At 68.7% G+C, this 24,119-nt stretch carries 18 protein-coding genes and 1 pseudogene; 6 read left to right on the top strand and 13 right to left on the bottom strand.

Annotated elements, in window-relative coordinates; genetic code table 11:
• Window positions 1-2 precede the first annotated feature (2 nt).
• Together EJO66_RS14455 and EJO66_RS14450 are read left to right on the top strand one after the other, a co-directional pair.
• Window positions 3-2,279 (top strand): TonB-dependent receptor, encoded by a 2,277-nt coding sequence (locus EJO66_RS14455; protein ID WP_125965480.1) that lies wholly within the window; start codon window positions 3-5, stop codon window positions 2,277-2,279.
• The gene (locus EJO66_RS14450; RefSeq protein ID WP_124958514.1) at window positions 2,279-3,580 is read left to right on the top strand and encodes a PepSY-associated TM helix domain-containing protein; all 1,302 of its coding nucleotides are present in this window, start codon (window positions 2,279-2,281) and stop codon (window positions 3,578-3,580) included. The genes EJO66_RS14455 and EJO66_RS14450 overlap by 1 nt, the downstream gene beginning before the upstream one ends.
• On the opposite strand, the gene gshB is transcribed toward EJO66_RS14450, so the two are convergent.
• Genes gshB through EJO66_RS14425 form a run of 5 tightly spaced genes read right to left on the bottom strand, consistent with a single transcriptional unit; the run spans window position 3,543 to window position 10,392 of the window.
• Window positions 3,543-4,496 carry a glutathione synthase gene (gene gshB / locus EJO66_RS14445; RefSeq protein WP_124958513.1) on the bottom strand — a complete coding sequence of 318 codons (954 nt, stop codon included), beginning with the start codon at window positions 4,494-4,496 and terminating at the stop codon, window positions 3,543-3,545. The genes EJO66_RS14450 and gshB overlap by 38 nt on opposite strands.
• Window positions 4,493-5,758, bottom strand: coding sequence for a benzoate/H(+) symporter BenE family transporter (locus tag EJO66_RS14440; RefSeq protein WP_125965479.1), 1,266 nt, complete (start codon window positions 5,756-5,758; stop codon window positions 4,493-4,495). The genes gshB and EJO66_RS14440 overlap by 4 nt, the downstream gene beginning before the upstream one ends.
• Before the next feature lie 47 nt (window positions 5,759-5,805).
• Entirely contained in the window at window positions 5,806-8,316 is a 2,511-nt protein-coding gene (locus tag EJO66_RS14435) for a branched-chain amino acid ABC transporter ATP-binding protein/permease (RefSeq protein ID WP_125965478.1), read from the bottom strand.
• Window positions 8,313-9,188, bottom strand: coding sequence for a branched-chain amino acid ABC transporter permease (locus tag EJO66_RS14430; RefSeq protein WP_124958510.1), 876 nt, complete (start codon window positions 9,186-9,188; stop codon window positions 8,313-8,315). Before EJO66_RS14430 ends, EJO66_RS14435 begins: the two co-directional genes overlap by 4 nt.
• Window positions 9,189-9,207: 19 nt before the next feature.
• A complete protein-coding gene (locus tag EJO66_RS14425) occupies window positions 9,208-10,392 on the bottom strand; it encodes an ABC transporter substrate-binding protein (RefSeq protein WP_125965477.1) in 1,185 nt (394 codons plus the stop codon).
• Window positions 10,393-10,622: 230 nt separating this feature from the next.
• Here EJO66_RS14425 and EJO66_RS14420 point away from each other — a divergent pair, with 230 nt between their 5' ends.
• From EJO66_RS14420 to EJO66_RS14410, 3 genes are read left to right on the top strand one after another with little or no spacing between them, the layout of a single operon-like run.
• Complete coding sequence (locus EJO66_RS14420; protein ID WP_125965476.1) at window positions 10,623-11,063, top strand: nuclear transport factor 2 family protein; 441 nt, start codon at window positions 10,623-10,625, stop codon at window positions 11,061-11,063.
• A 10-nt stretch (window positions 11,064-11,073) separates the two neighbouring features.
• Entirely contained in the window at window positions 11,074-11,997 is a 924-nt protein-coding gene (locus EJO66_RS14415; RefSeq protein WP_124958507.1) for a polysaccharide deacetylase family protein, read from the top strand.
• A 57-nt stretch (window positions 11,998-12,054) separates the two neighbouring features.
• Window positions 12,055-12,822: a GntR family transcriptional regulator gene (locus tag EJO66_RS14410; RefSeq protein ID WP_124958506.1), complete on the top strand. Its 768-nt coding sequence runs from the start codon at window positions 12,055-12,057 to the stop codon at window positions 12,820-12,822.
• A 6-nt stretch (window positions 12,823-12,828) separates the two neighbouring features.
• On the opposite strand, the gene EJO66_RS14405 is transcribed toward EJO66_RS14410, so the two are convergent.
• From EJO66_RS14405 to leuS, 6 genes are all read right to left on the bottom strand, one after another.
• Entirely contained in the window at window positions 12,829-14,700 is a 1,872-nt protein-coding gene (locus tag EJO66_RS14405) for a potassium transporter Kup (protein ID WP_124958505.1), read from the bottom strand.
• Between the two features lie 172 nt (window positions 14,701-14,872).
• Window positions 14,873-16,186: a glutamate--cysteine ligase gene (gshA, locus tag EJO66_RS14400; protein ID WP_125965475.1), complete on the bottom strand. Its 1,314-nt coding sequence runs from the start codon at window positions 16,184-16,186 to the stop codon at window positions 14,873-14,875.
• 121 nt (window positions 16,187-16,307) lie between these two features.
• On the bottom strand, window positions 16,308-17,603 hold the full coding sequence (locus tag EJO66_RS14395) for a glutamate-5-semialdehyde dehydrogenase (protein ID WP_124958503.1): 1,296 nt from the start codon (window positions 17,601-17,603) through the stop codon (window positions 16,308-16,310).
• A 67-nt stretch (window positions 17,604-17,670) separates the two neighbouring features.
• Complete coding sequence (gene holA / locus EJO66_RS14390) at window positions 17,671-18,747, bottom strand: DNA polymerase III subunit delta (protein WP_124958502.1); 1,077 nt, start codon at window positions 18,745-18,747, stop codon at window positions 17,671-17,673.
• 29 nt (window positions 18,748-18,776) lie between these two features.
• Window positions 18,777-19,298, bottom strand: coding sequence for an LPS-assembly lipoprotein LptE (locus EJO66_RS14385; RefSeq protein WP_124958501.1), 522 nt, complete (start codon window positions 19,296-19,298; stop codon window positions 18,777-18,779).
• Between the two features lie 20 nt (window positions 19,299-19,318).
• Window positions 19,319-22,036, bottom strand: coding sequence for a leucine--tRNA ligase (leuS, locus tag EJO66_RS14380; RefSeq protein WP_124958500.1), 2,718 nt, complete (start codon window positions 22,034-22,036; stop codon window positions 19,319-19,321).
• Window positions 22,037-22,183: 147 nt separating this feature from the next.
• On the opposite strand from leuS, the pseudogene EJO66_RS32985 reads away from it, so the two are divergent.
• Window positions 22,184-22,992, top strand: a pseudogene (locus tag EJO66_RS32985) (NAD/NADP octopine/nopaline dehydrogenase family protein); the annotation flags it as partial.
• Here the strand turns inward: EJO66_RS32985 and EJO66_RS14370 are convergent.
• Both EJO66_RS14370 and EJO66_RS14365 read right to left on the bottom strand, forming a co-directional pair.
• Entirely contained in the window at window positions 22,965-23,579 is a 615-nt protein-coding gene (locus EJO66_RS14370; protein WP_125965473.1) for a peroxidase-related enzyme, read from the bottom strand. The pseudogene EJO66_RS32985 and the gene EJO66_RS14370 overlap by 28 nt on opposite strands.
• Complete coding sequence (locus EJO66_RS14365) at window positions 23,576-24,097, bottom strand: CMD domain-containing protein (protein WP_125965472.1); 522 nt, start codon at window positions 24,095-24,097, stop codon at window positions 23,576-23,578. Before EJO66_RS14365 ends, EJO66_RS14370 begins: the two co-directional genes overlap by 4 nt.
• Window positions 24,098-24,119 lie beyond the last annotated feature (22 nt).

Raw genomic sequence — 24,119 nt, 5'->3', positions numbered from 1 at the left:
CCATGTCCGCTGCTCCGTTTCCCCGGCTTCGCCCGACCGTGGCCGCCTCGCTGCTGGCCCTTCACGCAGTGGCGGCGCTCGCCCAGACCACCCCGGCGCAGCCAGCTCCCGCAGTGCCTGCCGCCTCGCCTTCGTCGGCGTCGACAAACGGCACGCTGGCCACCGTCACCGTCGAAGCCAGTGCCGACGCCTCGGCCGAGGGCCTGACCAAGCCCTACGCGGGCGGCCAGGTGGCGCGCGGCGGCCGCGTCGGCATCCTGGGCAACCAGGACATGATGAGTACCCCGTTCTCCAGCACCAGCTACACCCACGAGCTGATCCAGAACCAGCAGGCCAGGAGCGTGGCCGACGTGCTGCAGAACGACCCGACGGTGCGCGTGGCGCGCGGCTTCGGCAACTTCCAGGAGTCGTATTTCATCCGCGGCTTCATCGTCAACTCGGACGACATCGCCTACAACGGGCTTTATGGCCTGCTGCCGCGGCAGTACATCTCGTCCGAACTGTTCGAGCGCGTGGAAGTGTTCCGCGGTGCGAGCGCATTCCTGAACGGGGCCACGCCTTCGGGCGGCGGCATCGGCGGCAACATCAACCTGCTGCCCAAGCGCGCGCCGAACGAGCCGCTCACGCAGGTCACGCTGGGCACGGCCAGCGGCTCGCAGGCCTATGCCGCGACCGACATCGCGCGCCGCTTCGGCCCCGACCAGAGCGTGGGCGTGCGCCTGAACGCCGCGCACCGCGACGGCGGCACGGGCGTGGACGGCGAGGGCGTCAAGCTCGACGTGTTCTCGGTGGGCCTGGACTGGCGCAGCCGCGACGCGCGCATCTCGGCCGACATCGGCCACCAGGAGCACCGCCTGCGCAGCACGCGTCCCAACGTGACGCTCGGCAGCGGCGTCGCGGTGGTGCCCAGGGCGCCCGACAACAGCACGAACTTCGCACAGCCCTGGACCTATTCCTACGAGCGCGACACCTTCGGCTCGGTGCGCGGCGAGTACGACATCACGCCGGACATCACGGCCTGGGCCGCCGCCGGCGCGCGCAACAGCTACGAGAACAATTCCCTCGCGGGCCCGACGGTCTCCAACGGCCTCACGGGAGCGGCCACGATGACCCGCTTCGACAACACGCGCGAGGACAAGGTCAAGACGGCCGAGATCGGCGTGCGCGGCAAGCTGCGCACCGGCAGCGTGGGCCACGAATGGGTGCTCGGCTATTCCTACTTCGATCTCGAGAAGAAGAACGCCTACGGCATGGGCCTGGGCGCCGGCGGCACGCTCAATACCGGCATCTACTATCCGCGCAGCTATTTCCCACCGGCGCTGACCTACCTGGGCAACGACCTCGCCAACCCCGCGCTCAACGGCACCACCACGCTCAAGAGCCTGGCCATCGGCGACACGCTGTCCTTCATGGACGACCGCCTGCGCCTGACGCTCGGCGCGCGCCACCAGACGATCGAGACCAGCGACATCGGCTACCGCATCGTGAGCAACGGCCGGCAGACCGCCGCCGGCGGCGCCGTCACCTCGTACGACCAGAGCCGCACCAGCCCGCTGGCGGGCATCGTGTTCAAGGCCAACGACCAGCTGTCGGTCTATGCGAATTACATCGAAGGGCTGGCGCAGGGTGAAACCGCGCCCGCGCAGTCCGGCGGCCAGCCGGTGCTCAACGCCGGCCAGCAACTGCGCCCCTACGTGTCCAAGCAGAAGGAAGTCGGCATCAAGTACGACGCCGGCCAGGTCGGCGGCACGCTTGCGTTCTTCTCCACCGAGAAGCCGCGCGCCTTCGTGCAGGGCAACTACTTCTCCGCGAATGGCAAGGACCGCCACCAGGGCGCCGAGCTCAGCGTCTTCGGCCAGGTCAGCAAGGGCCTGCGGCTGCTGGGCGGCGTGACCTGGCTGGACGCCAAGCAGAAGGACACGGGCAGCAGCATCACGGACGGCAAGCGCGTGATCGGCGTGCCCAAGGCGCAGGGCAGCATCGGCGTCGAATGGGACGTGCCGGGCGTGCAGGGCCTCTCGCTCGACGGCCGCGTGGTGGCGAGCGGATCGAGCTACGCCAATGCCGCCAACACGCTGCGCGTGCCGGGCTGGACCCGCATGGACATCGGCGCACGCTACGTGACCGAAGTGCGCGGCAAGCTGCTCACCCTGCGTGCGCGCATCGAGAACCTGGCCGACCGCAACTACTGGTCCTCGGTCGGCGGCTATCCCGGCTCCGGCTACCTGGTGCTCGGCGCGCCCCGCACGTTCAACCTCTCGGCCACGCTCGAGTTCTGATGCGCGCCTTCGCGACCGCCGTACACCGCTGGGCGGGGCTGGCGGTGGCCCTGTTCCTCGTCGTCTCGGGCCTGACGGGCGCCGTCATCTCGTGGGACCACGAGATCGACGGCTGGCTCAACCGCAAGCTCTACGACACCGCGGGCCGCGGCCCCTTCAAGGATCCGTTCGAGCTTGCCGCCGCGGTCGAGGCGCACGATCCGCGCGCGCGGGTCGCCTACCTTCCGCTGGGTTTCGAGGAAGGCCACGCCGCCAGCTACTTCGTGCAGCCGCGCACCGACCCGGCCACCGGCAAGCCCTTCAGGCTCGGCTACAACCAGGTGTTCGTCGACCCGGTGACCGCCGAGGTGCGCGGCCGGCGCGACTCGACCGCGATCTCGCTCAAGCCCGAGACGCTGATGCCCTTCCTGCGCAAGCTGCACTACATGCTGCACGTGCCGGCGATGTGGGGCACCGACCGGCTGGGCTACTGGATCATGGGCACGGTGGCGCTGGTGTGGCTGCTCGACAGCTTCGTCGCGCTCTATCTCACGACGCCGCGCCGGCTGCGCCAGGCAGTGCATCCGGAGCACCGGCCCGCGGGCGTCTGGTGGCAGCGCTGGAAGCCGGCCTGGACGGTGCGCTGGGCGGCCGGCGGCTACCGGCTCAACTTCGATCTGCACCGCGCGGGCGGGCTGTGGATCTGGCTGCTGATCATCGTGATCGCCTTCACCTCGTTCTCGCTGAACCTCTACAAGGAGGTGTTCCATCCGATGCTCTCGCTGGTGTCGAAGACCACGCCCGGACCGTCGGCGCTGGTGCCGCTCGCGCCGCTGGGCACGCGCATCGAGCCCGCCATCGGCTTTCGCGAGATCGTGGCGCGGGCCGATGCCGAGGCCCGGCGCCGCGGCTGGACGACGCCGCTGGGCGGTGTGTTCTACAACGCGCGCGGCGGCTTCTACAACATCTCTTTCTTCGACCGTGCCTCGCACGACGACAGCGACGGCATGGGCCTGTCGAATCTCTACCTCGACGGGCGCGACGGCCACATCATCGGCAGCAACCGGCCGTGGCACGGCACCGCGGCGGACGTGTTCGCGCAGCTGCAGCTGCCGCTGCATGGCGGCCGCATCCTCGGGCTGCCGGGCCGCATCCTGATGTCGGCCATGGGGCTCGCGGTGGCGATGCTGTCGATCACCGGCATCGTGATCTGGGCGCGCAAGCTGCGCTCGCGGCGGCTGCAGGACCGGCGCCAGCGCGAACCGGCCGGCGCGGCCCCGGCGCTCAGGCAGGGCGCAGGGTTTTCTCCAGCGCGTCGATGAACATCGCCGGCACGTCGAAGCCGGTCTGCTCGGTGATCTCCTGGAAGCAGGTCGGGCTGGTCACGTTGATCTCGGTCACGCAGTCGCCGATCACGTCGAGCCCGATCAGCAGCAGGCCGCGCGGCGCGAGGGCGCGGCCCACGGTTTCGGCGATCTCGCGGTTGCGCGGCGTGAGCGGCTGCGCCACGCCCTTGCCGCCGGCCGCCAGGTTGCCGCGCACTTCGGAGCCCTGCGGAATGCGCGCCAGCACGAAGGGCGCCGGCTCGCCCGCGATGATCAGGATGCGCTTGTCGCCCTGCACGATGTCGGGCACGAAGCGCTGCACCATGATGGTCTCGGCGCCGTTCTTGTTGAGCGTCTCGACGATGGAGCCGAGGTTCAGCCCGTCCTGCCTGACGCGGAAGATGCCCATGCCGCCCATGCCGTCGAGCGGCTTCAGGATGATGTCGCCGTGCTCGGCATGGAAGTCGCGCACGGCCTGCGCGCTGCGCGTGACCAGCGTGGGCGTGGTGAACTGCGGAAACTCCATGATCGCGAGCTTCTCGGGATGGTCGCGCAGCGAGCGCGGCCTGTTGACCACGTGCGCGCCTTCGCGCTCGGCCTGTTCGAGCAGGTGGGTGGCGTAGATGTACTCGGCGTCGAAGGGCGGGTCCTTGCGCATGAGCACCGCGTCGAAGTCCTTCAGCGCCTTCGACTCGCGGATGTCCTCGCGGTACCAGGCCTTGCTGTCCCCGGTGAGCGTGATCTGCTGCACGTTGGCCGTGACCACGCCGCCCGACACCCACTGCAGGTCTTCCGGCAGGCAGGCCGCGATGCGGTGCCCGCGGCGCTGGGCCTCGCGCATCATCGAGAAGGTGGTGTCCTTGTAGATCTTGAAATGATCGAGCGGATCGGCGACGAAGAGGATGTTTTTCATCTGGGAGTCTTTCCGGCGCCGGGGGTGGCCGCCACGTTGCTGCTGTCTGGCGCGATGTTGCCGGAAGCGGCGATGCCCTTGCCGGCGGAGGCCTTTGTGCGCCCGGCCTGCTGCACCGCGAGTGCGAGCGCACCCGCCACCACGCCCCAGAAGGCCGAGCCGATGCCCGCGATGGCCACGCCCGAGAGCGTGACCAGGAAGGTGATGATCGCGGCCTCGCGGTGCGGCTCGTCGCGCACCGCGGCAGCCAGCCCGCTGCCGATGGTGCCCAGCAGCGCCAGGCCGGCAATGGCGGCGACCAGTTCTTTCGGAAAGGCCGTGAGCAAGCCGGTGACCGCCGCGCCGAAGAAGGCGATCATCACGTAGAGGGCGCCGCAGCTCACCGCGGCCGTGTAGCGGCGCGCCGGGTCTTCGTGCGCCTCGCGGCCCATGCAGATGGCAGCGCTGATCGCGCCCAGGTTCAGGGCAAAGGCGCCGAAGGGCGCGAGCACCAGCGTGGCAAGGCCGGTCGCCGCGATGAGCTTGCTGATCGGCAGGTCGCCGTAGCCGGCCGCGCGTATCGTCGCCACGCCCGGCAGGTTCTGCGATGCCATGGTGACGATGAAGAGCGGCAGCGCCAGGCTCACGATGGCCTGCCAGCTGAACACCGGCATGGTGAACACCGGCCAGGTGAGCGAGAACTGCACCGCCGACCAGCTGAGCTCGCCGCGCGCCGCCGCGAAGCCCATGGCCACCAGCAGCGTGAGCGGCACCGCATAGCGCGGCAGCAGGCGTTTGGCCGCCAGGTAGGTGCCGAGCATCAGCAGCACCAGGGGCAGCGCGGTTTTCGCGGCGATGAACGCGTCGAGCCCGAAGCGTGCGAGCACCCCGGCCAGCAGCGCTGCGGCAATGGCCATCGGGATCCGGTTCATCACGCGCTCGAACCATCCCGTGGCGCCCGCCAGCACCACCAGCACGGCGCAGGCGATGAAGGCGCCAACCGCCTCGCCCATGCCATAGCTGCCGGCCGCCACGGCGAGCACCGCGGCGCCGGGCGTGCTCCAGGCGATCATCACCGGCTTGCGCCACCACAGCGACAGCACGATGGAAGGCAGGCCCATGCCGATGCCCAGCGCCCACATCCACGAAGCCGCGATCTCGGGCGTGGCGCCGAAAGCCTGCGCGGCCTGGAAGACGATGGCCACCGAACTCGTGAAGCCCACGAGCACGGCGACGAAGCCCGCGGTGAAGGCCGAGAGGCTCAGATCCTTGAAAAAACGCATCGGGCGATTGTGCCGGGGACGCCCCGGCTTCGCCCAACGGCCCTGGTTCAGGCCGCGCCCAGGTAGGCCCTGGCAAGCGCGCCATCGGCGGCAATCTCGGATGCACTGCCCTCTGCCACGATGCGGCCGCCCTCGATCACATAGGCCCGGTCGCACAGCGCCAGCGCGAGCGCCGCCATCTGGTCGACCAGCACCACCGTGAGACCCTCGCCGCGCAGCGCATCGAGCGCCCCGAACAGCTCCAGGATGATCTTCGGCGCCAGGCCCAGCGAAGGTTCGTCCAGCAGCAGCACGCGCGGCTTCGACATCAGCCCGCGCGCAATGGCGAGCATCTGCTGCTCGCCGCCGGAAAGCAGGCCGGCGCGCTGGTGCAGGCGCTCGCGCAGCCGCGGAAAGCGCTCGAGCATGCTTTCCGTCCGCGCATCGATGTCGCGGCTGTCAAGAAACGCCCCGAGCCGGATGTTGTCGCGCACGCTGAGTTCCGGAAACACCTGCCGGCCCTCGGGTACCAATACCAGACCACGCGCCACGATGCGCTCCGCCGGCAGGCCCGCGAGCTCGGTGCCTTCGAGATGGATGCCGCCCCGAACCGGGCGATGCAGCCCGGCCAGCGCCCGCATGAGCGTGGACTTGCCCGCGCCGTTGGCGCCCAGCAGCGCAACCAATTCGCCGCGGCGCACGCGAAGATCGATGCCGTGCAGCACCGGCTCGGCGCCGTAGCCGGCGACGAGCGCGCCGACCCCCAGCAGCTCGGGCGCGTCGACCGGCAACACGGCGCGCGGGGCCTTGTCCATGGAGGCGTCCGCCGCCAGCGCTTCGCCGAGGTAGGCCTTGCGCACCGCCGGGTCGGACTGGATCGCGGCCACGTCGCCCACCGCCAGCCGGTGGCCTGCATCGAGCACCACGATGTGGTCCGAGATTCCCATGACCAGCGCCATGTCGTGTTCGACCAGCAGCACGCCGATGCCCGCCGCCGCGATGCGCCCCAGCAATTGCGCGAGCCGCGCCTTGTCTTCGCGCGAGAGGCCGGCCGCGGGCTCGTCGAGCAGCAACACCTGCGGGGCGGTGGCCAAGGCCCGCGCGATCTCCACCAGCCGCCGGTCGACGTGCGCGAGGTCCGCGGCGGGCGCATCGGGCGAGCCCGCATAGCCGCAGAAGGCCAGCAACTGCCGCACCTGCGCGCGCGCGGCAGCCGAGCGGAAACGGCGCGCACCAAGCAACGGCCCGAGCGCACCGCGGCCGAGCGCCAGCGCGACGTTGTCCTCCACGCTCAGGCTGCCGAACAGCTGCGAGGTCTGGTAGGTGCGCGCCACGCCGGCACGCGCGATGCGGAAGGCGCGCAGTCCCTGCAGCGCCGTGCCGCCCAGCCGGAAAGCTCCACCGGTGGGCCGGTAGAAGCCGCTCAGCATGTTGAGCACCGTGGTCTTGCCGGCCCCGTTCGGTCCGATCAGGCTCGTGATGCCGCCCGCGCGGGAGGCGAAGGCCAGGCCGCTCACCGCGCGCACGCCGCCGAACTGCATCGTGAGCCCTTCGGTGCTGATGGGTTCGCCCGTGCCGCGCCACGGCAGCGCCGCGGCTTCGTTCGCCGAAGCCGGCAACGGCACGGCCGGCTTCGAGAAACGGGCCACCGCGCGCCGCCAGAGCCCGGCGGCGCCGTCGGGTGCCGCCCACAGCACCACCAGCAGCAGCAGGCCGAAGAAGAGCAGCCGGTATTCCTCGAGGCTCGCGAGCACTTCCGGCAGCAGGCCGACGACCAGTGCGCCGACCAGTGGCCCGCCCACCGAGCCGGCGCCGCCGATCATCACCACCAGCACGAAAAGAATCGACTGGCCAAAGCCGAAGGTATGCGGCGTGACAAAGCCCGAGAGCGGCGCGAACAGCCCACCCGCCGCGCCCGCGCACAGCGCGGAAACCGCGAAGGCCACGGTCTTGATGCGCAGCGGATCGAGGCCGATGGATTCGGCCGCCGTCTCGCTGTCGCGCACCGCGCGCATGGCCGCGCCCCAGCCGCCGCGCGACAGCAGCGCGAACGCCGCCAGCGCCACGCCGGCCGTGAGCACCGCCAGCATGGCAGCGGCGCGCTCGCCCTGCGCCAGGCCACCGAGCACCGGACCCGCAATGCCCATGATGCCGTTCTGCCCGCCGGTGAGATCGCGCGCCTCGACGATCGCATGCTCCACGATGAAGCCGAAGGCGATGGTGATCATCGCGAGGTACGGCCCCTTCGCGCGCAGGGCCGGCAGCGCCAGCAGCGCGCCCATGGCACTCGCGATGAGCGCGCCTGCCGGCCAGGCGATCCAGAAGCTCCAGCCGGCCTTGCTCGTGAGAACGGCGACCGCATACGCGCCGATGGCATAGAAACCCACATGGCCGAACGACATCTGCCCCGTGAGCCCGAGCAGCACGTTGAGGCCGATGCCGACAATCGCGAGCAGCGCGACGTTGGCAAGCACGAACACGTAGTACCCGTTGACGGTGGCAGCGAGCGCAACGCCCGCTGCCATGGCCAATGCAAGGGCGACCAGCGCGGGCCAGCGCATGCCGGTTGCGCGGCTCATACCTTCTTCACCGCCGCGCGCCCGAAGAGCCCCTGGGGCCGCAGCGCGAGCACCAGGATCACCAGGCCGAAGGTCAGGATCTGCGTGTAGCCCGAGCCCAGGGTGGCGGTGATCAGCGCCTCGGCCAGCCCGAACAGCAGGCCCGCGAGCATCACGCCCCACGCACTCGTGATGCCGCCGAGGATGGCCACCGCAAAGGCCTTGAGGCCGAAGAGCGTGCCCATGTCCGCCTGCACGTTGAAGAGCGGTGCAATCAGCACCCCCGCCACGCCCGCGAACAGTGCCGACAACCCAAAGGCCGCGGCCACCGCACGCCGGATCGGTATGCCCATGAGCCGCGCCGCCGCCGGGTTCTGCACCACGGCGAGCATGCCGATGCCCCAGCGCGTGCGGCGCGCCACCACATGCAGCGCGGCAGCCAGCGCGAGGCCCACCGCCGGGATCAGCAGCTGCAGCGGATACACGCCCAGGCCGACCTCGCCCAGCTGCAGCGGCGTCAGTGCCAGGGAGGACGGCAGGCTGCGCGGCTCCTTGCCGAAAGTGAACATCACGAGGTTGTCGACCACGATGCCCAGCGCCACCGTGGCCATGAGCCAGGCTTCGGAGCCGCGGCTCGCGAACGGTCGCACGGCCACGAACTCGACCACCAGCCCGTACACGCCGCAAAGCAGCAGCGCGAGCAGCACCGCCAGCGGCATCGGCCAGCCGAGCGTCTGCGCGAACCAGAAGGTGAAGACCGCGCCGAGCATCATCGCGCTGCCCTGCGCGAAGTTGACCGTGCCCGAAACGGCGAAGGTGACGTAGAAGCCGAGGGCGATCAGCCCGTACATGCTTCCGAGCCCCAGCCCGCTGATCCATGCGGAAAGCAGCATTGCGCGCGGTGCCGTTCTCTTATTTCGCAGCGGCCATGCCCACCGGCAGGATGCGGTTGTCGATGAACTGGGCCCACACGTAGTCGCTCGCGGTGACGGCGTCGTGCACAGTAGGCGAAAAGGGCTTGTCGTAGGTCTTGATGAGGCCTTCGTACTTGCCGATCCTGTAGAAGCCCTGGCGCACCGCATCGCCATCGGTCGAGCCGGCGGCGGCGATGGCGAGCGCGGCAAGCTGCATGCCGTCATAGGCATTGGCCACGCCCACGGCCGGCGTGATGTCATCCGGGCCCTTGATGGCCGGGTACTTGGCCTTGAGCGCGGAAATCACCTTTTCTCCGACCGGCGACTGCTTGCCGAAGAAGCTGTAGGTCTGCACGAAGTGCACGTTCTTTCCATTGGGACCGGCCAGCTCCGTGAAGCGCCCGCCCGCGGGGCCCCAATGCGAGACGATGGGCACCTGCCAGCCCATGCGATCGAGCGACTTCACCACCTGTGCCGAGGGGCCGACGTTGCCCACCATGAAAAGCGTGTCGGCGCCGGCAGCCTTCAGGCGCGTGAGCTGGGGCACCACGTCGACGTCGTTGCCGTCGAACTTCTCGACGCCCACGGCCTTCAGCCCCTTGGCCGCGAGTGCGGCGTGCAGGCCCTTCTCGTTCGACTCGCCCCATGGGTTGTTGACGAGGATCATGCCGAACTTGCCTGCCTTGAAGTTCTTCTGCGCGTAGTCGAGCATGCCGACGTTGACGATCTCGTCGACCGCCGACACGCGGAAGGCGTAGTTGGGATTCGCGCCGTTCTTCGTGATCGGCGTGCCCGCGGCCCAGGGGCCCATGAACGGCACCTTCTCCTGGTTGGCGACCGGCACGATCGCCATCGACACCGGCGTGTCGAGCCCACCGAACAGCACGGCCACCTTTTCCTTGAAGATCAGTTCCCGCGCGGCCACCACGCCCTTGGCGGGGTTGGCCTCGTCGTCGCGGCGCACCAGTTCGAGCTTGCGGCCACCGAGCAGGCCGCCCTTGGCATTGATCTCGTCGATGGCCACCGCGAGTCCGCGCGTGATGGCTTCGCCAGCCAGCGCCGATTGGCCCGAGAGGGCCGTGACAAGCCCGATCCTGATGGGATCGGCAGCGAACGCGGTGCCGGATGCGAGGCAGGCCGCAGCGGCGGCAAGGCAAAGATGGCGACGGTTGAGGCGGGTCATGGCGGACTCCTGATCGAATGGGGACAGCAGGTTGGCACACCCAACAGGGTGCATTGGGATTCGCCGAAGCGAGCGGATCGAGCGAATGCAAGCGCCATGCCAAGTCAACAATTTTCGATATAAATTGTCGACAATTCTTTGCCATTAACGTTGACGATCGGCATGAGAATTGCTGCAGCACCGCCGTGCTTCCCGCCATGCACCGCCATGGCCTACATGCTGGAGAACCCATGAACACGCCTGCTTCCTCCGATGCGCCACCATTGCCGGGCCCTTCCACGCCCGCCGAAGTGGTCGACGAATTCCTTCGCCTCGTGATGATTCCCGACCCGCAATCGGCGTCGCGCTTCACTGCGCCCGACATCCGCATCCGCTTCACGGGCAATCGCGAAATGCAGGCGCCCGGCGACACCTCGGCCTTCAATGCGAAGCGCTACGCCTGGGTGAAGAAGAAGATCGAACGCACCGAAGTGGTGGCGGGCGGCACGCCCGAGGAAACCGTGGTCTACAGCCTTGGCACGCTCTACGGCGCCTGGCCCGATGGCACCGCCTTCGAGGGCAACCGCTATGTCGACCGCTACGTGGTGCGCCACGGCCTCATCAGCCGCATGGACGTGTGGAACGACAGCGCCGAATGGCTGCTGGTGCGCGCCGGGCTGGCGGTGCTGTGAGGCGGGGCGCATGACGGCACGCTGGCCCGAACGGCTTCCCACGCACGGCCGCTTCGGCTACAGCCCGATCACGCGGCGGCCGGACTACGCCTGGCCGAACGGCGCGCGGCTGGCCGTGTACATCGGCTTCAACATCGAGCATTTCGCGTTCGGCGACGGCCTGGGTGCATGCATCGGCCCGGCCTCGCCGCAGCCCGACGTGCTGAACCACGGCTGGCGCGAATACGGCAACCGCGTGGGCGCCTGGCGCTGCCTCGAACTGTTCGATGCGCTGGCGCTTCCGGCGGGCGCGCTCGTCAATACGGCGCTCTACGACCATTGCCCGGAACTGGTCGAGGCCTGCGTGGCGCGCGGCGACGAGCTGATCGGCCACGGCCACAGCAACGCGGAGCGCCAGGGCGCATGGGACGAGGCGCACGAGCGCGCACTGCTGTCGCGCTGCCGCGAACGCATGCAGCGCGAAAGCGGCCAGGCACCGGCCGGATGGCTGTCGCCGTGGATCTCGGAAAGCGCCGTGACGCCCGACCTGCTGGCCGAGACCGGCTACGGCTACACGCTCAACTGGTGCCACGACGACCAGCCGGTGCGCATGCGCACGCGCGGCGGCGGCTCGATCTGGTCGGTGCCGTATCCGCAGGAGCTCAACGACATTCCGATGATCGTCGGGCGCCTCATGGACGCCAGGGACTTCAGCGCGATGGTGGTCGACAATTTCGACGAGATGCGCGAGCAGTCGCGCGCGCAGCCGCTGGTGATGGGCCTCGCGCTGCATCCCTACATCGTCGGCCAACCCTACCGGCTGCGCCACCTGCGCACGGCGCTGGCGCACCTGGCACGCGCGCGCGACCGCGGCGACATCTGGTTCACCACGCCGGGTGCGATCGCATCGCACATGCAGCAGCTTGCGGCGGACCGGCCCGCGGACTTTGCATAGGCCCCGGCACGCGCCGCACGCGCTCGATAATGGGCAGGTTCTCTCATCGACTGCGCCATGCCCCGCTCTTCCCCGCCGCCCAAGCCCGCCCCCGCACCGCGACCCGCCCGGCGCAAGCTGCCGCCTACCGACGGCGCCGCGGCAAGGAACGAAGGCCCCGGGGACATCGAGGAACGCATCTACCGCTCGGTCTTCGAAGGCGTGACCAGCCAGCGCCTCGCGCCCGGCACCAAGCTGCCGGAGGCATCGCTGTGCGATCTGTTCGGCGTGAGCCGCGCGCTGGTGCGCAAGGTGCTGCAGCGGCTCGCGCACGACCACATCGTGGAGCTGCGGCCGAACCGCGGCGCCATCGTGGCCATGCCCTCGCCCGAGGAAACACGGCAGATCTTCGAGGCGCGCCGCGCGCTCGAGGCCGCGCTGGTGCGCATGGCCGTGCGCAACGCCACGCGCGCCGAAATCGCCGAACTGCGGCGCCATCTGAAGGAAGAGCATGCGGCGATGCACCGCTATGCGCAGCCCGAGTGGGCGCGCCTGGCCAGCACCTTTCACCTGCGCGTGGCCAAGCTCGCGCGCAATCCGATCCTGGAGCGCTACCTGACCGAACTCATGTCGCGCTGCTCGCTGATCGTGGCGCTCTACGAGCCGCCCGGCAATGCATCGTGCGAGCACGGCGAGCATGCGGACGTGGTCGATGCGATTGCGCGCGGCGATGCGGACGAGGCCGTGCGACTGATGGAAGAGCACCTGGTGGTGCTCGAGAAGAACATCGCCCTCGACAGGCCCGCCTCGCAGCGCAGCCTGGGGCAGATGCTGGGGCTGGGCTGAGGCCGGTCAGATCTCGATCTTGGAGCCCAGCTCCACCACCGCGTTGTTCGGCAGCCCCAGGAACGCGGCGGCGCCGCTCGCGTTGTGGTGCATCTGCGCGAACAGCTTCTCGCGCCATGGCGCCATGCCGCTGCCCAGCGTGGGAATGACCACGTCGCGCGAGAGAAAGTAGCTCGTCGTCATGGGCTCGAGCTGGCAGCCGCGCAGGCGCGCATTGTCGAGCGCGCGCGGCAGGTCGATGTCGTTCTTGAAGCCGTAGTGCACGATGACCTGCCAGCAATGGTGGCCGAGCGCCTCGATCTCGATGCGCTTGTCCATCGGTATCCAGGGCACTTCGTGGTTGCGCACGGTCACGAACAGGTTCTGCTCGTGCAGCACCTTGTTGTGCTTCAGGTTGTGCAGCAGCGCGTTGGGCACCACGCCGGGTTCGGCGGTGAGGAACACCGCGGTGCCGTCCACGCGCGCGGGCGGGCTCTCGAACACCGAATCGAGAAAGGCCTTCAGCTCGATCGCATCGGCGCGCTGCACCTCGCCCATCAGCCGGCGGCCTTCCTTCCAGGTGATCATCAGGGTGAACACGGCGCCGCCGATCACCAGCGGGAACCAGCCGCCCTCGAACAGCTTGAGCAGGTTCGACGCGAAGAACAGGAAGTCGACCACGAAGAACACCGCGGTCGACGCAATGCACAGCGCCAGCGGCAGCTTCCAGGCATAGCGGATCACGAAGAAGGTCAGGATCGTGGTGATCAGCATGTCGGTGGTCACGGCGATGCCGTAGGCCGCGGCCAGGCTGCTCGACGAACGGAACATGACCACCGCGAGCACGATGGCCACGAACAGCCCCCAGTTGACCAGCGGAATGTAGATCTGCCCCGCCGTGCGCACGCTCGTGTGCTCGATGTTCAGCCGCGGCAGGTAGCCCAGCTGGATGACCTGGCGCGTGACGCTGAAGGCGCCCGTGATGAGCGCCTGCGACGCGATGACCGTGGCCGCCGTGGCCAGCAGCACCAGCGGAATGAGCGCCCATTCGGGCGCCATCATGTAGAAGGGGTTCTTCACGGCCTCGGGGTTCTCGAGCAGCAGCGCGCCCTGGCCGAAGTAGTTGAGCGTGAGCGCCGGCATCACGACCGTGAACCACGCCACGCGGATCGGCCGCTTGCCGAAGTGGCCCAGGTCGGCGTAGAGCGCCTCGGCGCCCGTCACGCACAGCACCGTGGCACCCAGCAGGATGAAGCTGGTGCCCGGGTTGTCCCACATGAACTTCAGCGCGAACCAGGGATTCAGCGCCTTGAGGATTTCGGGGTGGTGAATGATCTGCGACACGCCGAGCACCGCAATGGCGATGAACCATGTCAGCGTGATCGGCCCGAAGAACTTGCCAATGCCCGCCGTGCCGCGCTTTTGCACCACGAAGAGGCCGAACAGCACCACCAGCGTGACCGGCAGCACATAGTGCTTGAAGTGGGGCGACACCACTTCGAGGCCTTCGACCGCCGAAAGCACCGAGATGGCCGGCGTGATGACGCCGTCGCCATAGAAGAGCGAAGTGCCGAAGATGCCCACCAGCAGCAGCACATGGCGCAGCCTGGGCTTGTCGGCCACCGCGCGCGAGGCCAGCGCCAGCATGGCGACCAGGCCGCCCTCGCCTTCGTTGTCGGCCCGCAGCACCAGCACCACGTACTTGATCGACACGATGACGGTGAGCGTCCAGAAGAACATCGAAAGGATGCCGTAGACGTTTTCGACAGTGAAAGGCAGGTGGCCGTGGCCGAACACTTCCTTGACTGCATACAGCACGCTGGTGCCGATGTCGCCATAGACGACACCGATGGCGCCGATGATCAAGGCGGCGGCGGAAGAGGATTTGGGAGGTGACACGAAGTCGATGGGAAAAAGGGAGGCTGCTCGCGTAACCAGACGTCACACGCACCGAGATGCTGCCGCGGTGGAATTTCCAGCCGCCGCGCGCACCCCTCCGCCCTTTTGTTTCCTTTGCTGTGGGGCCGCTATTTTGCCGCCGGCCGACGCCCGCGCAAGCCGCTTCGGAAAATCATTCGTAGATTTCGGCGTCCGGATCGGTGGCTTCCATTTCGTAGCTCGCGGCCACCATGGCCAGGCGGCCCACCACGCCATACATGTAGAAGCGGTTCGGGGCACTCGCGCCGGGCTTGGCGCCGGGCTGCGGCAGATGCGCGCTTTCGGAGAAAGCCAGCGGCACGAAGCTCGCGCCCGGAAGCTTGAGGTTCTCGTCGGGGGCGCGCTCGGCATGCACGCGGTAGAAGCCGCCCACCACGTAGCGGTCCATCATGTAGACCACCGGCTCGGCCACGCCGTTGTGCACGCGCTCGTTGGTCAGCACGCCTTCCTGGACGATCACCTCGCGGGGCTCGCGCAGTTCCCTGGCGGCCGCGGCCGCCTTGCTGCCCGCCGAGGCGCCGCGCGGCTTGCCGGCCAGGCCCTCGACTTCCTTCGCGTCGCGCACCGTGACCACGCCCGGGCCGTCGCCGCCGACATGGCCCTTGACGACGACGAAGGGCTTCTCGTTGATGCCGTATTCCTTGTACTTGCGGCGCACCTTGGTCAGCACCGCGTCCACATGGCTGGTCAGCACGTCGATGCCGCGGCCTTCGGAAAAATCGACGCCGTCGGCGCGCGCATAGATCGGGTTGATCAGCCAGGGGTCGATGCCCAGCAGCTTGCCGAAGCGCTTGGACAGCTCTTCGTAGCTGTGCAGATGATTGCTCTTGCGCCGCACCGACCAGCCCGCGTGCAGCGGCGGCAGCAGGTACTGCTCGTGCAGGTCTTCCAGGATGCCCGGGGTGCCGGCCGTCAGCTCGTTGTTGAGCAGGATGGTGCAGGGATCGAAGTTCTTGAGCCCGAGGCGGCGCTTGCTGCGCACCACGGGCTCCAGGCACACGGTTTCGCCGTTGGGCAGCTCGATCTTCTTGGGCGACTTGATGGCAGGATCGATCGACCCCACGCGCACGTTGAGTCCCGCCATGTGGAAGATCCGCACCAGCTGGGCGACGTTGGCGAGGTAGAAGGTGTTCTTCGAGTGGTTCTCGGGAATGACGAGCAGGTTGCGCGCCTCCGGGCAGATCTTCTCGATGGCGGCCTGCGCGGCCTGCACCGCCAGCGGCAGCATCTCCTTGGTGAGATTGTTCCAGCCGCCGGGGAAGAGATTGGTGTCGACCGGCGCCAGCTTGAAGCCCGCGTTGCGGATGTCGACCGCGCTGTAGAACGGCGGCGTGTGCTCCATCCATTCGAGCCGGAACCAGCGCTCGATGGCGGGCGTCGAGTCGAGTACCCGCTGTTCCAGTTCGTTGATCGGGCCGGTCAGGGCGGTGACGAGATGCGGAACCATGCGGCGGCCTTGTTGGATTTGTACTTGAAAGGTAGAGCGGAATTGTAGGATTTGGGGATGGCCGCCCCAATGACAAGACTACGTAGAGCGGACTTGGTTCAGTCCGCCCGCTTCCGGTGCATCAGCTGCGCACTTCGCCCTGCCCGAGCACCACGTACTTGAGCGAGGTCAGCCCTTCGATGCCGACCGGCCCGCGCGCATGGAATTTGTCGGTGCTGATGCCGATTTCCGCCCCCAGCCCAAACTCGAAACCGTCTGCGAAGCGTGTGCTCGCATTGACCATGACGCTGGCCGAATCGACCTCGCGCAGGAAACGCTGTGCATGCACATGGTCGCGCGTGACGATGGCGTCGGTGTGGTGGCTCGAGTAGCGGTTGATGTGCGCAATGGCCTCGTCGACCCCTTCGACCACCTTGATGCTGATCACCGCGGCAAGGTATTCCTCGGACCAGTCGGACTCGACCGCATCGACGATTCTTGCGCCCGAGCCGGCCAATGCATCATCGGCGCGCAGGATGCGGGCCGCCGCCGGGTCGCAGCGCATTTCGACGCCCTTGGCCGCAAAGATGGCGGCGATCCGCGGCAGGAAGTCTTCCGCCACCACCGCCGACACCAGCAGGCCTTCAGCCGCATTGCAGGGGCTGTATTTCTGCGTCTTGGCGTTGTCGACGATGCGCAGCGCCATCTCGAACTCGGCCGTGTCGTCCACGTAGACGTGGCAGTTGCCGTCGAGGTGCTTGATGACCGGCACCTTGGCATCGCGGCTGATGCGCTCGATCAGGCCCTTGCCGCCGCGCGGGATGATCACGTCCACGAACTCGGGCATCGCAATGAGCTGGCCCACGGCTTCGCGGTCGGTGGTCTGCACCAGCTGCACCGCATCGACCGGCAGGCCGGCCTCGGCCAGCGCCCCGGACACCAGCAGCGCCAGCGCCTTGTTCGACTCGATCGCCTCCGAGCCGCCGCGCAGGATGGCGGCGTTGCCGCTCTTGATGGCCAGGCTCGCGGCCTCGATGGTCACATTGGGGCGGCTCTCGTAGATCATGCCGAAGACGCCGATCGGCACGCGCATCTGGCCCACGCGGATGCCGCTGGGCTGCTGCTTCATGCCGATGATCTCGCCGATCACGTCGGCCATGCCGGCGAGCTGCTCGCAGCCCAGGGCCACGGTCTCGATGACCTTGGGCGTGAGCTTCAGGCGGTCGACCATCGGCGCCGACAGGCCGGCGGCCGTGGCGCGCGCCAGATCCTTTTCGTTGGCCTCGGCCAGGCCCGGGCCGGCTTCGCGCAGGCGCCTGGCCAGGGCCTTCAATGCTCTGTTTTTGGTAGCTGCATCCGCACGGGCCATGAGGAATGCGGCGGTTTTTGCCTGCAGGCCGAGGGTCTGCATGTGCTCGCTGACGTTGAACGCGTTCATGCGGGTATTTTCCCACGCGGACCTGCTGCCCGGCTGACGCAGGCCTTTTGGCTGTTCTCGCCGGGAATCAGGCGCGGCGCGCGGCCGCCGGAGCAGCGCTGCTGCAGGCGCGGCACAGCATCAGCGCCAGGCGCTGCAGGGCCTGCCAGCCGCTGGCGGGCCAGTCGGGCTGCTTCAGCCCCTTGCAGATGCCGTCCACCACATGGGCCGCGCGCAGCAGCCGGGCCAGCATGCGGTCGTCGAGGCGGGGCAGCACGCGCTCGAAGGCGCGCTCGCGCGGGCCCCAGATGCGGTTCTCGCGCAGCGCCATGGGCAGCGGCCGGCCCGCGGCCATGGCGTCCTTCACGCGCTTGAGCGCGCGGATGTCCTCGGCGATCGTGTAGTGCACCAGCACCTCGGCCTCGCCTTCGGCCTGCAGGCCGTCGAGCATGCGCGCCACGCGCTGCGGGTTGCCGGCCAGCACGGCCTCGGAGAGCTTGAAGACGTCGTAGCGCGCCACGTTGTTGACCGCGCCTTCGACCTGCTCCCAGCTCAGCTCGCCCGCCGGATGCAGCAGGGCGAGCTTCTGGATCTCCTGGTGCGCGGCCAGCAGGTTGCCCTCGACGCGGTCGGCAAAGAACTGCAGCGTGCGCTGGCCTTCGTCGCCGGGCATCACGCGCTGGCCCTGCAGGCCCAGGCGCTGCGCGATCCACTGCGGCAGCGCGTTGCGCTCGATCGGGTCGACCTGCAGGCTCACGCCGTTGTTCTCGAGCGCCGAGAACCATGCGCCGGTGCGCGTGGCCTTGTCCAGCCGCGGCAGCATCACCAGCGTGAGCGTGCTGTCGTTGCCCTGCGCGGCCTCGGCCAGCTGCTGCAGCGCGGTGCTGCCGTCCTTGCCGGGCTTGCCTGAGGGAATGCGGATCTCGACGATCTGCTTGTCGGCGAACAGCGAGAGCGAGCCGCCCGCCGCAAGCACCGCGCTCCAGTCGAAGTGCGCGCCGGCCACGGTGTACGAGCTGCGCTCCGTATAGCCCGCCACGCGCGCCGCGGCGCGGATGGCGTCCGCCGCCTCCTGCGCGAGCAGCGGCTCGTCGCCATGGATCGTGTAGAGGGACTTCAGCCCCTTCTGCAGATGGGAGCCCAGTTGGGCGGTGGCAAGTTGCATGGAATGTGCGGCAGGCGCGCTCGTGCCGCCTAGAGTTCCTTGACGGCCGCGAGGCGGCGCATCAGCTGCTGCGCGATGTCGGCCTGCATGTCGCGGTACAGCAGCTCGGCCTCGCCTTCCTTGGCGAGCGCATTGGTTTCGTTGAAGCTCAGGTCGCGCGTCTGCGAGACCTCGGTGGGCGCGAGCAGCGTCTTGCCGCCCGGCGTGCGCAGGCTGAAGCGAACGCGCAGCTGCAGCTGCAGCTCCCGCAGCAGGCCCGCCGAATTGGTCGAGATCACGATGCGGTCGCGGTTCTCGCCCAGGATCTCGAGGATCGCGTCGGCGCTCTGGGCCTGCTCGGGCGGCACCAGCGTGACGGTGCCCGCGGCGCGCATCTCGCGCCGCAGCCGGTTGATCAGCTCCGAATTGCCCGACAGCGACAGCGTCTTGAACGCGAACACCGGCGCCTTGCGCAGTTCGAACCCGCAGCCGGCCAGCGCAAGGCTGGCACCCGCGGCGGCCAGGCCCAGAAAAAAGCCGCGGCGCGGCAGCGAGGCGTTGCGATTGTTCATGCTTCTATCGTTCGTTTCGTTCAGATGACCACGTTGACCAGCCGGCCGGGAACCACGATGACGCGCTTGGCCGCCGCGCCTTCGGCGAACTTGACGAAGTCGTCGCACGAGAGCGCGAGCGATTCGATCTCGGCCTTGGAGGCGCCGGCCGGCACGCGCAGCGCGCCGCGCAGCTTGCCATTGACCTGGAGCATGAGTTCGATCTCGTCCTGCTCGAGCGCGCCCACGTCGACCACGGGCCAGGGCGCGTCGAGCAGGTCGCCCAGTTCCTTGTCGTAGCCGAGCTGCTGCCAGAGCTGGTGCGTGATGTGCGGCGTGGCCGGATACAGGCAGCGCAGCAGGATGCCGAAGCCTTCGCGCAGTGCGGCGGCATCGCCGGCATTGAGCGCCGCTGGGCCGCCCCGAGGCGCGAGCGCCCCCTCGGGGGGCAGCGAGGACGCGTCAGCGCCGAGCGTGGGGGCAGACAATGCTCCGTCGGGCTTGAAGCCTTCCAGCGCATTGAGCAGCTTCATCGCGCCCGACACCACCGTGTTGTATTGCATGCGCTGGTAGTCGTAGTCGACCTGGCGCAGCACGGTGTGCACCTCGCGGCGCAGCGCCTGCGCGGCCTTGCCGAAGGCCTGGCCGCCGGCCGCCGCGATCGGCACGTCGGCCTGCGCCACGCCGAAGTTCCAGACCCGGCGCAGGAACCGGTAGCTGCCCTCGACGGCCGCGTCGTTCCACTCGAGCGTGGCTTCGGGCGGGGCGGTGAACATGGTGTACAGGCGCGCGGTGTCGGCGCCGTACTTCTCGATCAGGTCCTGCGGGTCGACGCCGTTGCGTTCGCTCTTGCCCATCTTGCCGACGCCGCCGTATTCGACCTTGGTGCCGTCCGCGGTGGTGCCGCCGACGATGCGGCCCTGCGCGTCGAGCGTGGGCGTGACCTCCAGCGGCGGGTGGTAGTTCTTGCCGCCCCGCTCGTCGCGGTGGTAGTAGATGTGGTTGAGCACCATGCCCTGCGTGAGCAGCTTGCTGAAGGGCTCGTCGACCTTCACCAGGCCCAGGTCGCGCATCACCTTGGTCCAGAAGCGCGCGTACAGCAGGTGAAGGATCGCATGCTCGATGCCGCCGATGTACTGGTCCATCGGCATCCAGTAGTCGGCGCCCTCGGCGACCATGGCCTGGTCGTTCTTCGGGTCGCAGTAGCGCATGAAGTACCACGAGCTGTCGACGAAGGTGTCCATGGTGTCGGTCTCGCGCCGCGCGGGCTTGCCGCAGACCGGGCAGACGACGCCGGCATGGAAGCCTTCGTGCCTGGCGAGCGGGTTGCCCGAGCCGTCGGGCACGCAGTCGGTGGGCAGCACCACGGGCAGGTCCTTCTCGGGGACCGGCACCGCGCCGTGCTCGTCGCAATGGATGATCGGGATCGGCGTGCCCCAGTAGCGCTGGCGGCTCACGCCCCAGTCGCGCAGGCGCCAGGTGGTCTGCATCTCGCCCAGGCCCTTCTGGGCGAGCGCATGCGCCACCGCGGCCACGGCCTCCTTGTGGGTCATGCCGCTGAAGTTGTCGGAGTTGATGGTCACGCCGCGCTGCTTGTCGGCGTACCAGTCCTGCCACCTGTGATAGTCGAAGTGCGGCTCGTCGTCGACCAGCACCACCTGGATGATCTCGATGCCGTACTTGTTGGCGAAGGCGAAGTCGCGCTCGTCGTGCGCGGGCACGCCCATCACGGCGCCGTCGCCATAGTTGATGAGCACATAGTTGCCCACCCACACCGGCACCTGCTCGTCGGTGATCGGGTGCGTCACGGTCAGGCCCGTGGGCACGCCCTTCTTCTCCTGCGTGGCGAGCTCGGCCTCGGTGGTGCCGCCGGCCTTGCACTCCTCGATGAAGGCCGCGACCTTGGGGTCGAGCGTGGCGGCATGCACGGCCAGCGGATGCTCTGGCGCCACGGCGCAGAAGGTCACGCCCATGATCGTGTCGGCGCGCGTGGTGAACACGTACATGCGGCCGTCCTGGATCAGCTTGCCGCTCGCGTCCTTGATGTCGTGCGTGAAGGCGAAGCGCACGCCCTCGCTCTTGCCGATCCAGTTCTCCTGCATCAGCTTGACGCGTTCGGGCCAGCCCGGCAGCTTGTGCTGGGTGTGCTCGAGCAGTTCTTCGGCGTAGTCGCTGATCTTCAGGTAGTAGCCCGGGATCTCGCGGCGCTCGACCGTGGCGCCGGTGCGCCAGCCCTTGCCGTCGATCACCTGCTCGTTGGCCAGCACGGTCTGGTCGACCGGGTCCCAGTTGACGACCTGGGTCTTGCGGTAGGCAATGCCCTTTTCGAGCATCTTCAGGAACAGCCACTGGTTCCACTTGTAGTAGCTCGGGTCGCAGGTGGCGATCTCGCGGCTCCAGTCGATCGCCAGGCCCATGGCCTGGAGCTGGCCGCGCATGTAGTCGATGTTCTCGTAGGTCCACTTGGCCGGCGGCACGCCGTTCTTCAGTGCCGCGTTCTCGGCTGGCAGGCCGAAGGCGTCCCAGCCCATGGGCATCAGCACGTTGTAGCCGCTCATGCGCAGGTAGCGCGTGAGCATGTCGTTGATGGTGTAGTTGCGCACGTGGCCCATGTGCAGCTTGCCGCTGGGGTACGGCAGCATCGAGCAGGCGTAGTACTTCTTGCGGCTCGCGTCTTCGGTGACGCGGTAGGCATCGGCGGCGCTCCATTGCGCCTGGGCAGCGGACTCGACGTCGCTGGGTTTGTAGCTGGGGTTCATGACGGTTCGGCAGAACCCGGCGCGGGGTGGCCGGGGAAGGCGGATTATCGCGCCCGGCCGACGTTGTTCGCGCGCCAGACCCTCGACTTGCGGCACGCAACCTGCATGTTGCCTGGGTAACGTCTGCTTTCGTACTGCCTCAACGCCATGAATCTGCCCTGGAAACACCTTGCCCTGGGCCTCGCGGCCTGCCTTGCCATTGCCACGCCCCTGTGGGCGCAACAGGCCAACGACGCGTGATCGTCGACAACAAGGCGGGCGCGGGCGGCATCGTGGCGGCCGATGCGATAGCCAAGGCGACCGACGGTGCCACCGTGCTGCTGGCCACCGGCGGCGCCATCGCCATTGCGCCCCATCTGCAGTCCAGGCTGCCCTACGACCCCATGCACGACCTCGCCCCGGTGGCCCTGGTCGGCGACACGCCCATGACGATCGCCGTGCAGGCGGTCGGCGCGTCCGCGCTGCCGAATGCCAGCACCGCGCAGGCCATCGAACTGTGCACCGCGCTGTTCGGCGGCGGCCTCTTCGCACAGGAGAACACGCTTGCCAGCGCGCTCGCGAACGTCAACCCGCAGTCCCACGGCCCGCTGGCCGTCTTCAACTGGACCCGCATCGAGCATGCGGAGAACTGGCCGCAGTACCACTGCCTGACGCCCGGCGTGGCCCGCGCGATCGAGGCGCTGGACCTGGAACGGCGCGCCGTGGCCCAGGCCTTCGGCATCGAACTCGGTCCCATCGAGGAGCACTTTTCACGCTCCTTCGGCACCGCATCCGCGCGGCTCGAAGACATCGCGGCCGAGCTGCATGCGAAGCGCGGCGGCCCGCCCGGACCGGTGCGCACCGACACTCGCTATGTGTCCGAGGACATGCCTTACGGCCTGGCTTTCGTGGAAGCGCTGGGGCGGATTGCCGGCGTGCCCACGCCCGCCTATGACGCGGCGGCCGCCGCAGCCGGAAAGACCGGCTCGCCCAGGTTGAGCATCAGCCGGTTGGCCCAGGCGAAGAGCGCCACGGAGTGGACCAGGTCGAGGATCTCGAGTTCGGTGAGCCCCACCTCCTTGAGCATCCGCACATCCTCGGCCGACACCTTGCCGGGCTCGGCGCCGAGCCGGATCGAGAACTCGACGATGGCCTTCTCGCGCGGCGTGGTGCCCGCGGAGGCCGGCTCCTCGAACACCTGGGAGATCACGTCGCTGCGCCTGGCCAGCTGCTCGAAGCGCTGGGCATGCACCGAGGCGCAGTACACGCAGCCGTTGACGCGCGACTCCACCGTGGCGCCCAGTTCGCGCTCCGCGCGCGGCATGCCGCCCGGCGCGAACATGATCGCGTTGAAGGCGATGGAGCGCTGCAGCAGCATCTCGGGCTGATGCGCAAGCACCAGGAAATACGGCGAGGTGCGCGCCTGCGGGCTCATCTCGTCGAGCGCGGCCAGCTGGGCCGGCGTGGCCGCGGCAAGGTCGACCGGATCGAGCCAGGGCTTCCAGCTCAGCACCTCGTTGGTGAAGCCCTTGATGCGGATCGGCGCGTTCGTGCTCGTGCTCATGCTGCAACCTCCGCGGCGGCCAGCGCCTGCAGCCCCGCGACCACGCGGACCTGGTAGGAGAGAAAGGCGATCAGCTGGCCCAGCGCGACGATGGCGGGCGTCGAGAGGCCCGCGTCGGCCAGCGACTGCACCGCAGCCCTGTCGCCCTCGATGGGGCGCTCGATCAGGCTCGCGGTGAACGCCAGCGCCGTGCGCAGCCGCGCATCGGCCACCGGGGCGCCGCTGCCCACGGCCGCGATCAGCTCGCGGTCCACGCCCTCGGCCAGCAGGCGCTCGCGGTAGTGCGCGGCGAGCGTCGCGGCCTTCGACACGCTGCATGCATGCAGCGCGACCAGCAGGCGCTCGGCCACCGAGAGGCCGTCGACCGATGGCGAGAACATCGCGTCGTAGCTGCCCTGCGTGGCCGCCACGACCTTGTCGCGCTGCTGGCGCAGCAGGCGGATCGCGTGGCCGGGCACCAATGGCACCGTGGCGTCGATCACGTCGACGGCAAGGGAAGAGTCGGAAAGAGTGGTCATGCGTTTCGATGAAGAAGTCTGG

Source organism: Variovorax beijingensis (assembly GCF_003951285.1).
In the GTDB taxonomy this organism is placed as follows: domain Bacteria; phylum Pseudomonadota; class Gammaproteobacteria; order Burkholderiales; family Burkholderiaceae_C; genus Variovorax; species Variovorax beijingensis.
Note: the sequence above shows the minus strand (reverse complement) of the source record. Positions and strands in the feature narration are given on the sequence as shown.

Excerpts from the sequence above, each read along its gene's own strand:
- EJO66_RS14430 (WP_124958510.1), bottom strand. The coding sequence starts at position 9,188 with ATGCTGCTTTCCGCATGGATCAGCGGGCTGGGGCTCGGAAGCATGTAC.
- EJO66_RS14425 (WP_125965477.1), bottom strand. The coding sequence starts at position 10,392 with ATGACCCGCCTCAACCGTCGCCATCTTTGCCTTGCCGCCGCTGCGGCC.
- EJO66_RS14440 (WP_125965479.1), bottom strand. The coding sequence starts at position 5,758 with ATGCGTTTTTTCAAGGATCTGAGCCTCTCGGCCTTCACCGCGGGCTTC.
- EJO66_RS14435 (WP_125965478.1), bottom strand. The coding sequence starts at position 8,316 with ATGAGCCGCGCAACCGGCATGCGCTGGCCCGCGCTGGTCGCCCTTGCA.
- holA (WP_124958502.1), bottom strand. The coding sequence starts at position 18,747 with ATGCAACTTGCCACCGCCCAACTGGGCTCCCATCTGCAGAAGGGGCTG.
- leuS (WP_124958500.1), bottom strand. The coding sequence starts at position 22,036 with ATGAACCCCAGCTACAAACCCAGCGACGTCGAGTCCGCTGCCCAGGCG.
- EJO66_RS14410 (WP_124958506.1), top strand. The coding sequence starts at position 12,055 with ATGCCCCGCTCTTCCCCGCCGCCCAAGCCCGCCCCCGCACCGCGACCC.
- EJO66_RS14395 (WP_124958503.1), bottom strand. The coding sequence starts at position 17,603 with ATGAACGCGTTCAACGTCAGCGAGCACATGCAGACCCTCGGCCTGCAG.
- gshB (WP_124958513.1), bottom strand. The coding sequence starts at position 4,496 with ATGAAAAACATCCTCTTCGTCGCCGATCCGCTCGATCATTTCAAGATC.
- EJO66_RS14385 (WP_124958501.1), bottom strand. The coding sequence starts at position 19,298 with ATGAACAATCGCAACGCCTCGCTGCCGCGCCGCGGCTTTTTTCTGGGC.
- EJO66_RS14420 (WP_125965476.1), top strand. The coding sequence starts at position 10,623 with ATGAACACGCCTGCTTCCTCCGATGCGCCACCATTGCCGGGCCCTTCC.
- gshA (WP_125965475.1), bottom strand. The coding sequence starts at position 16,186 with ATGGTTCCGCATCTCGTCACCGCCCTGACCGGCCCGATCAACGAACTG.
- EJO66_RS14415 (WP_124958507.1), top strand. The coding sequence starts at position 11,074 with ATGACGGCACGCTGGCCCGAACGGCTTCCCACGCACGGCCGCTTCGGC.
- EJO66_RS14455 (WP_125965480.1), top strand. The coding sequence starts at position 3 with ATGTCCGCTGCTCCGTTTCCCCGGCTTCGCCCGACCGTGGCCGCCTCG.
- EJO66_RS14370 (WP_125965473.1), bottom strand. The coding sequence starts at position 23,579 with ATGAGCACGAGCACGAACGCGCCGATCCGCATCAAGGGCTTCACCAAC.
- EJO66_RS14365 (WP_125965472.1), bottom strand. The coding sequence starts at position 24,097 with ATGACCACTCTTTCCGACTCTTCCCTTGCCGTCGACGTGATCGACGCC.
- EJO66_RS14450 (WP_124958514.1), top strand. The coding sequence starts at position 2,279 with ATGCGCGCCTTCGCGACCGCCGTACACCGCTGGGCGGGGCTGGCGGTG.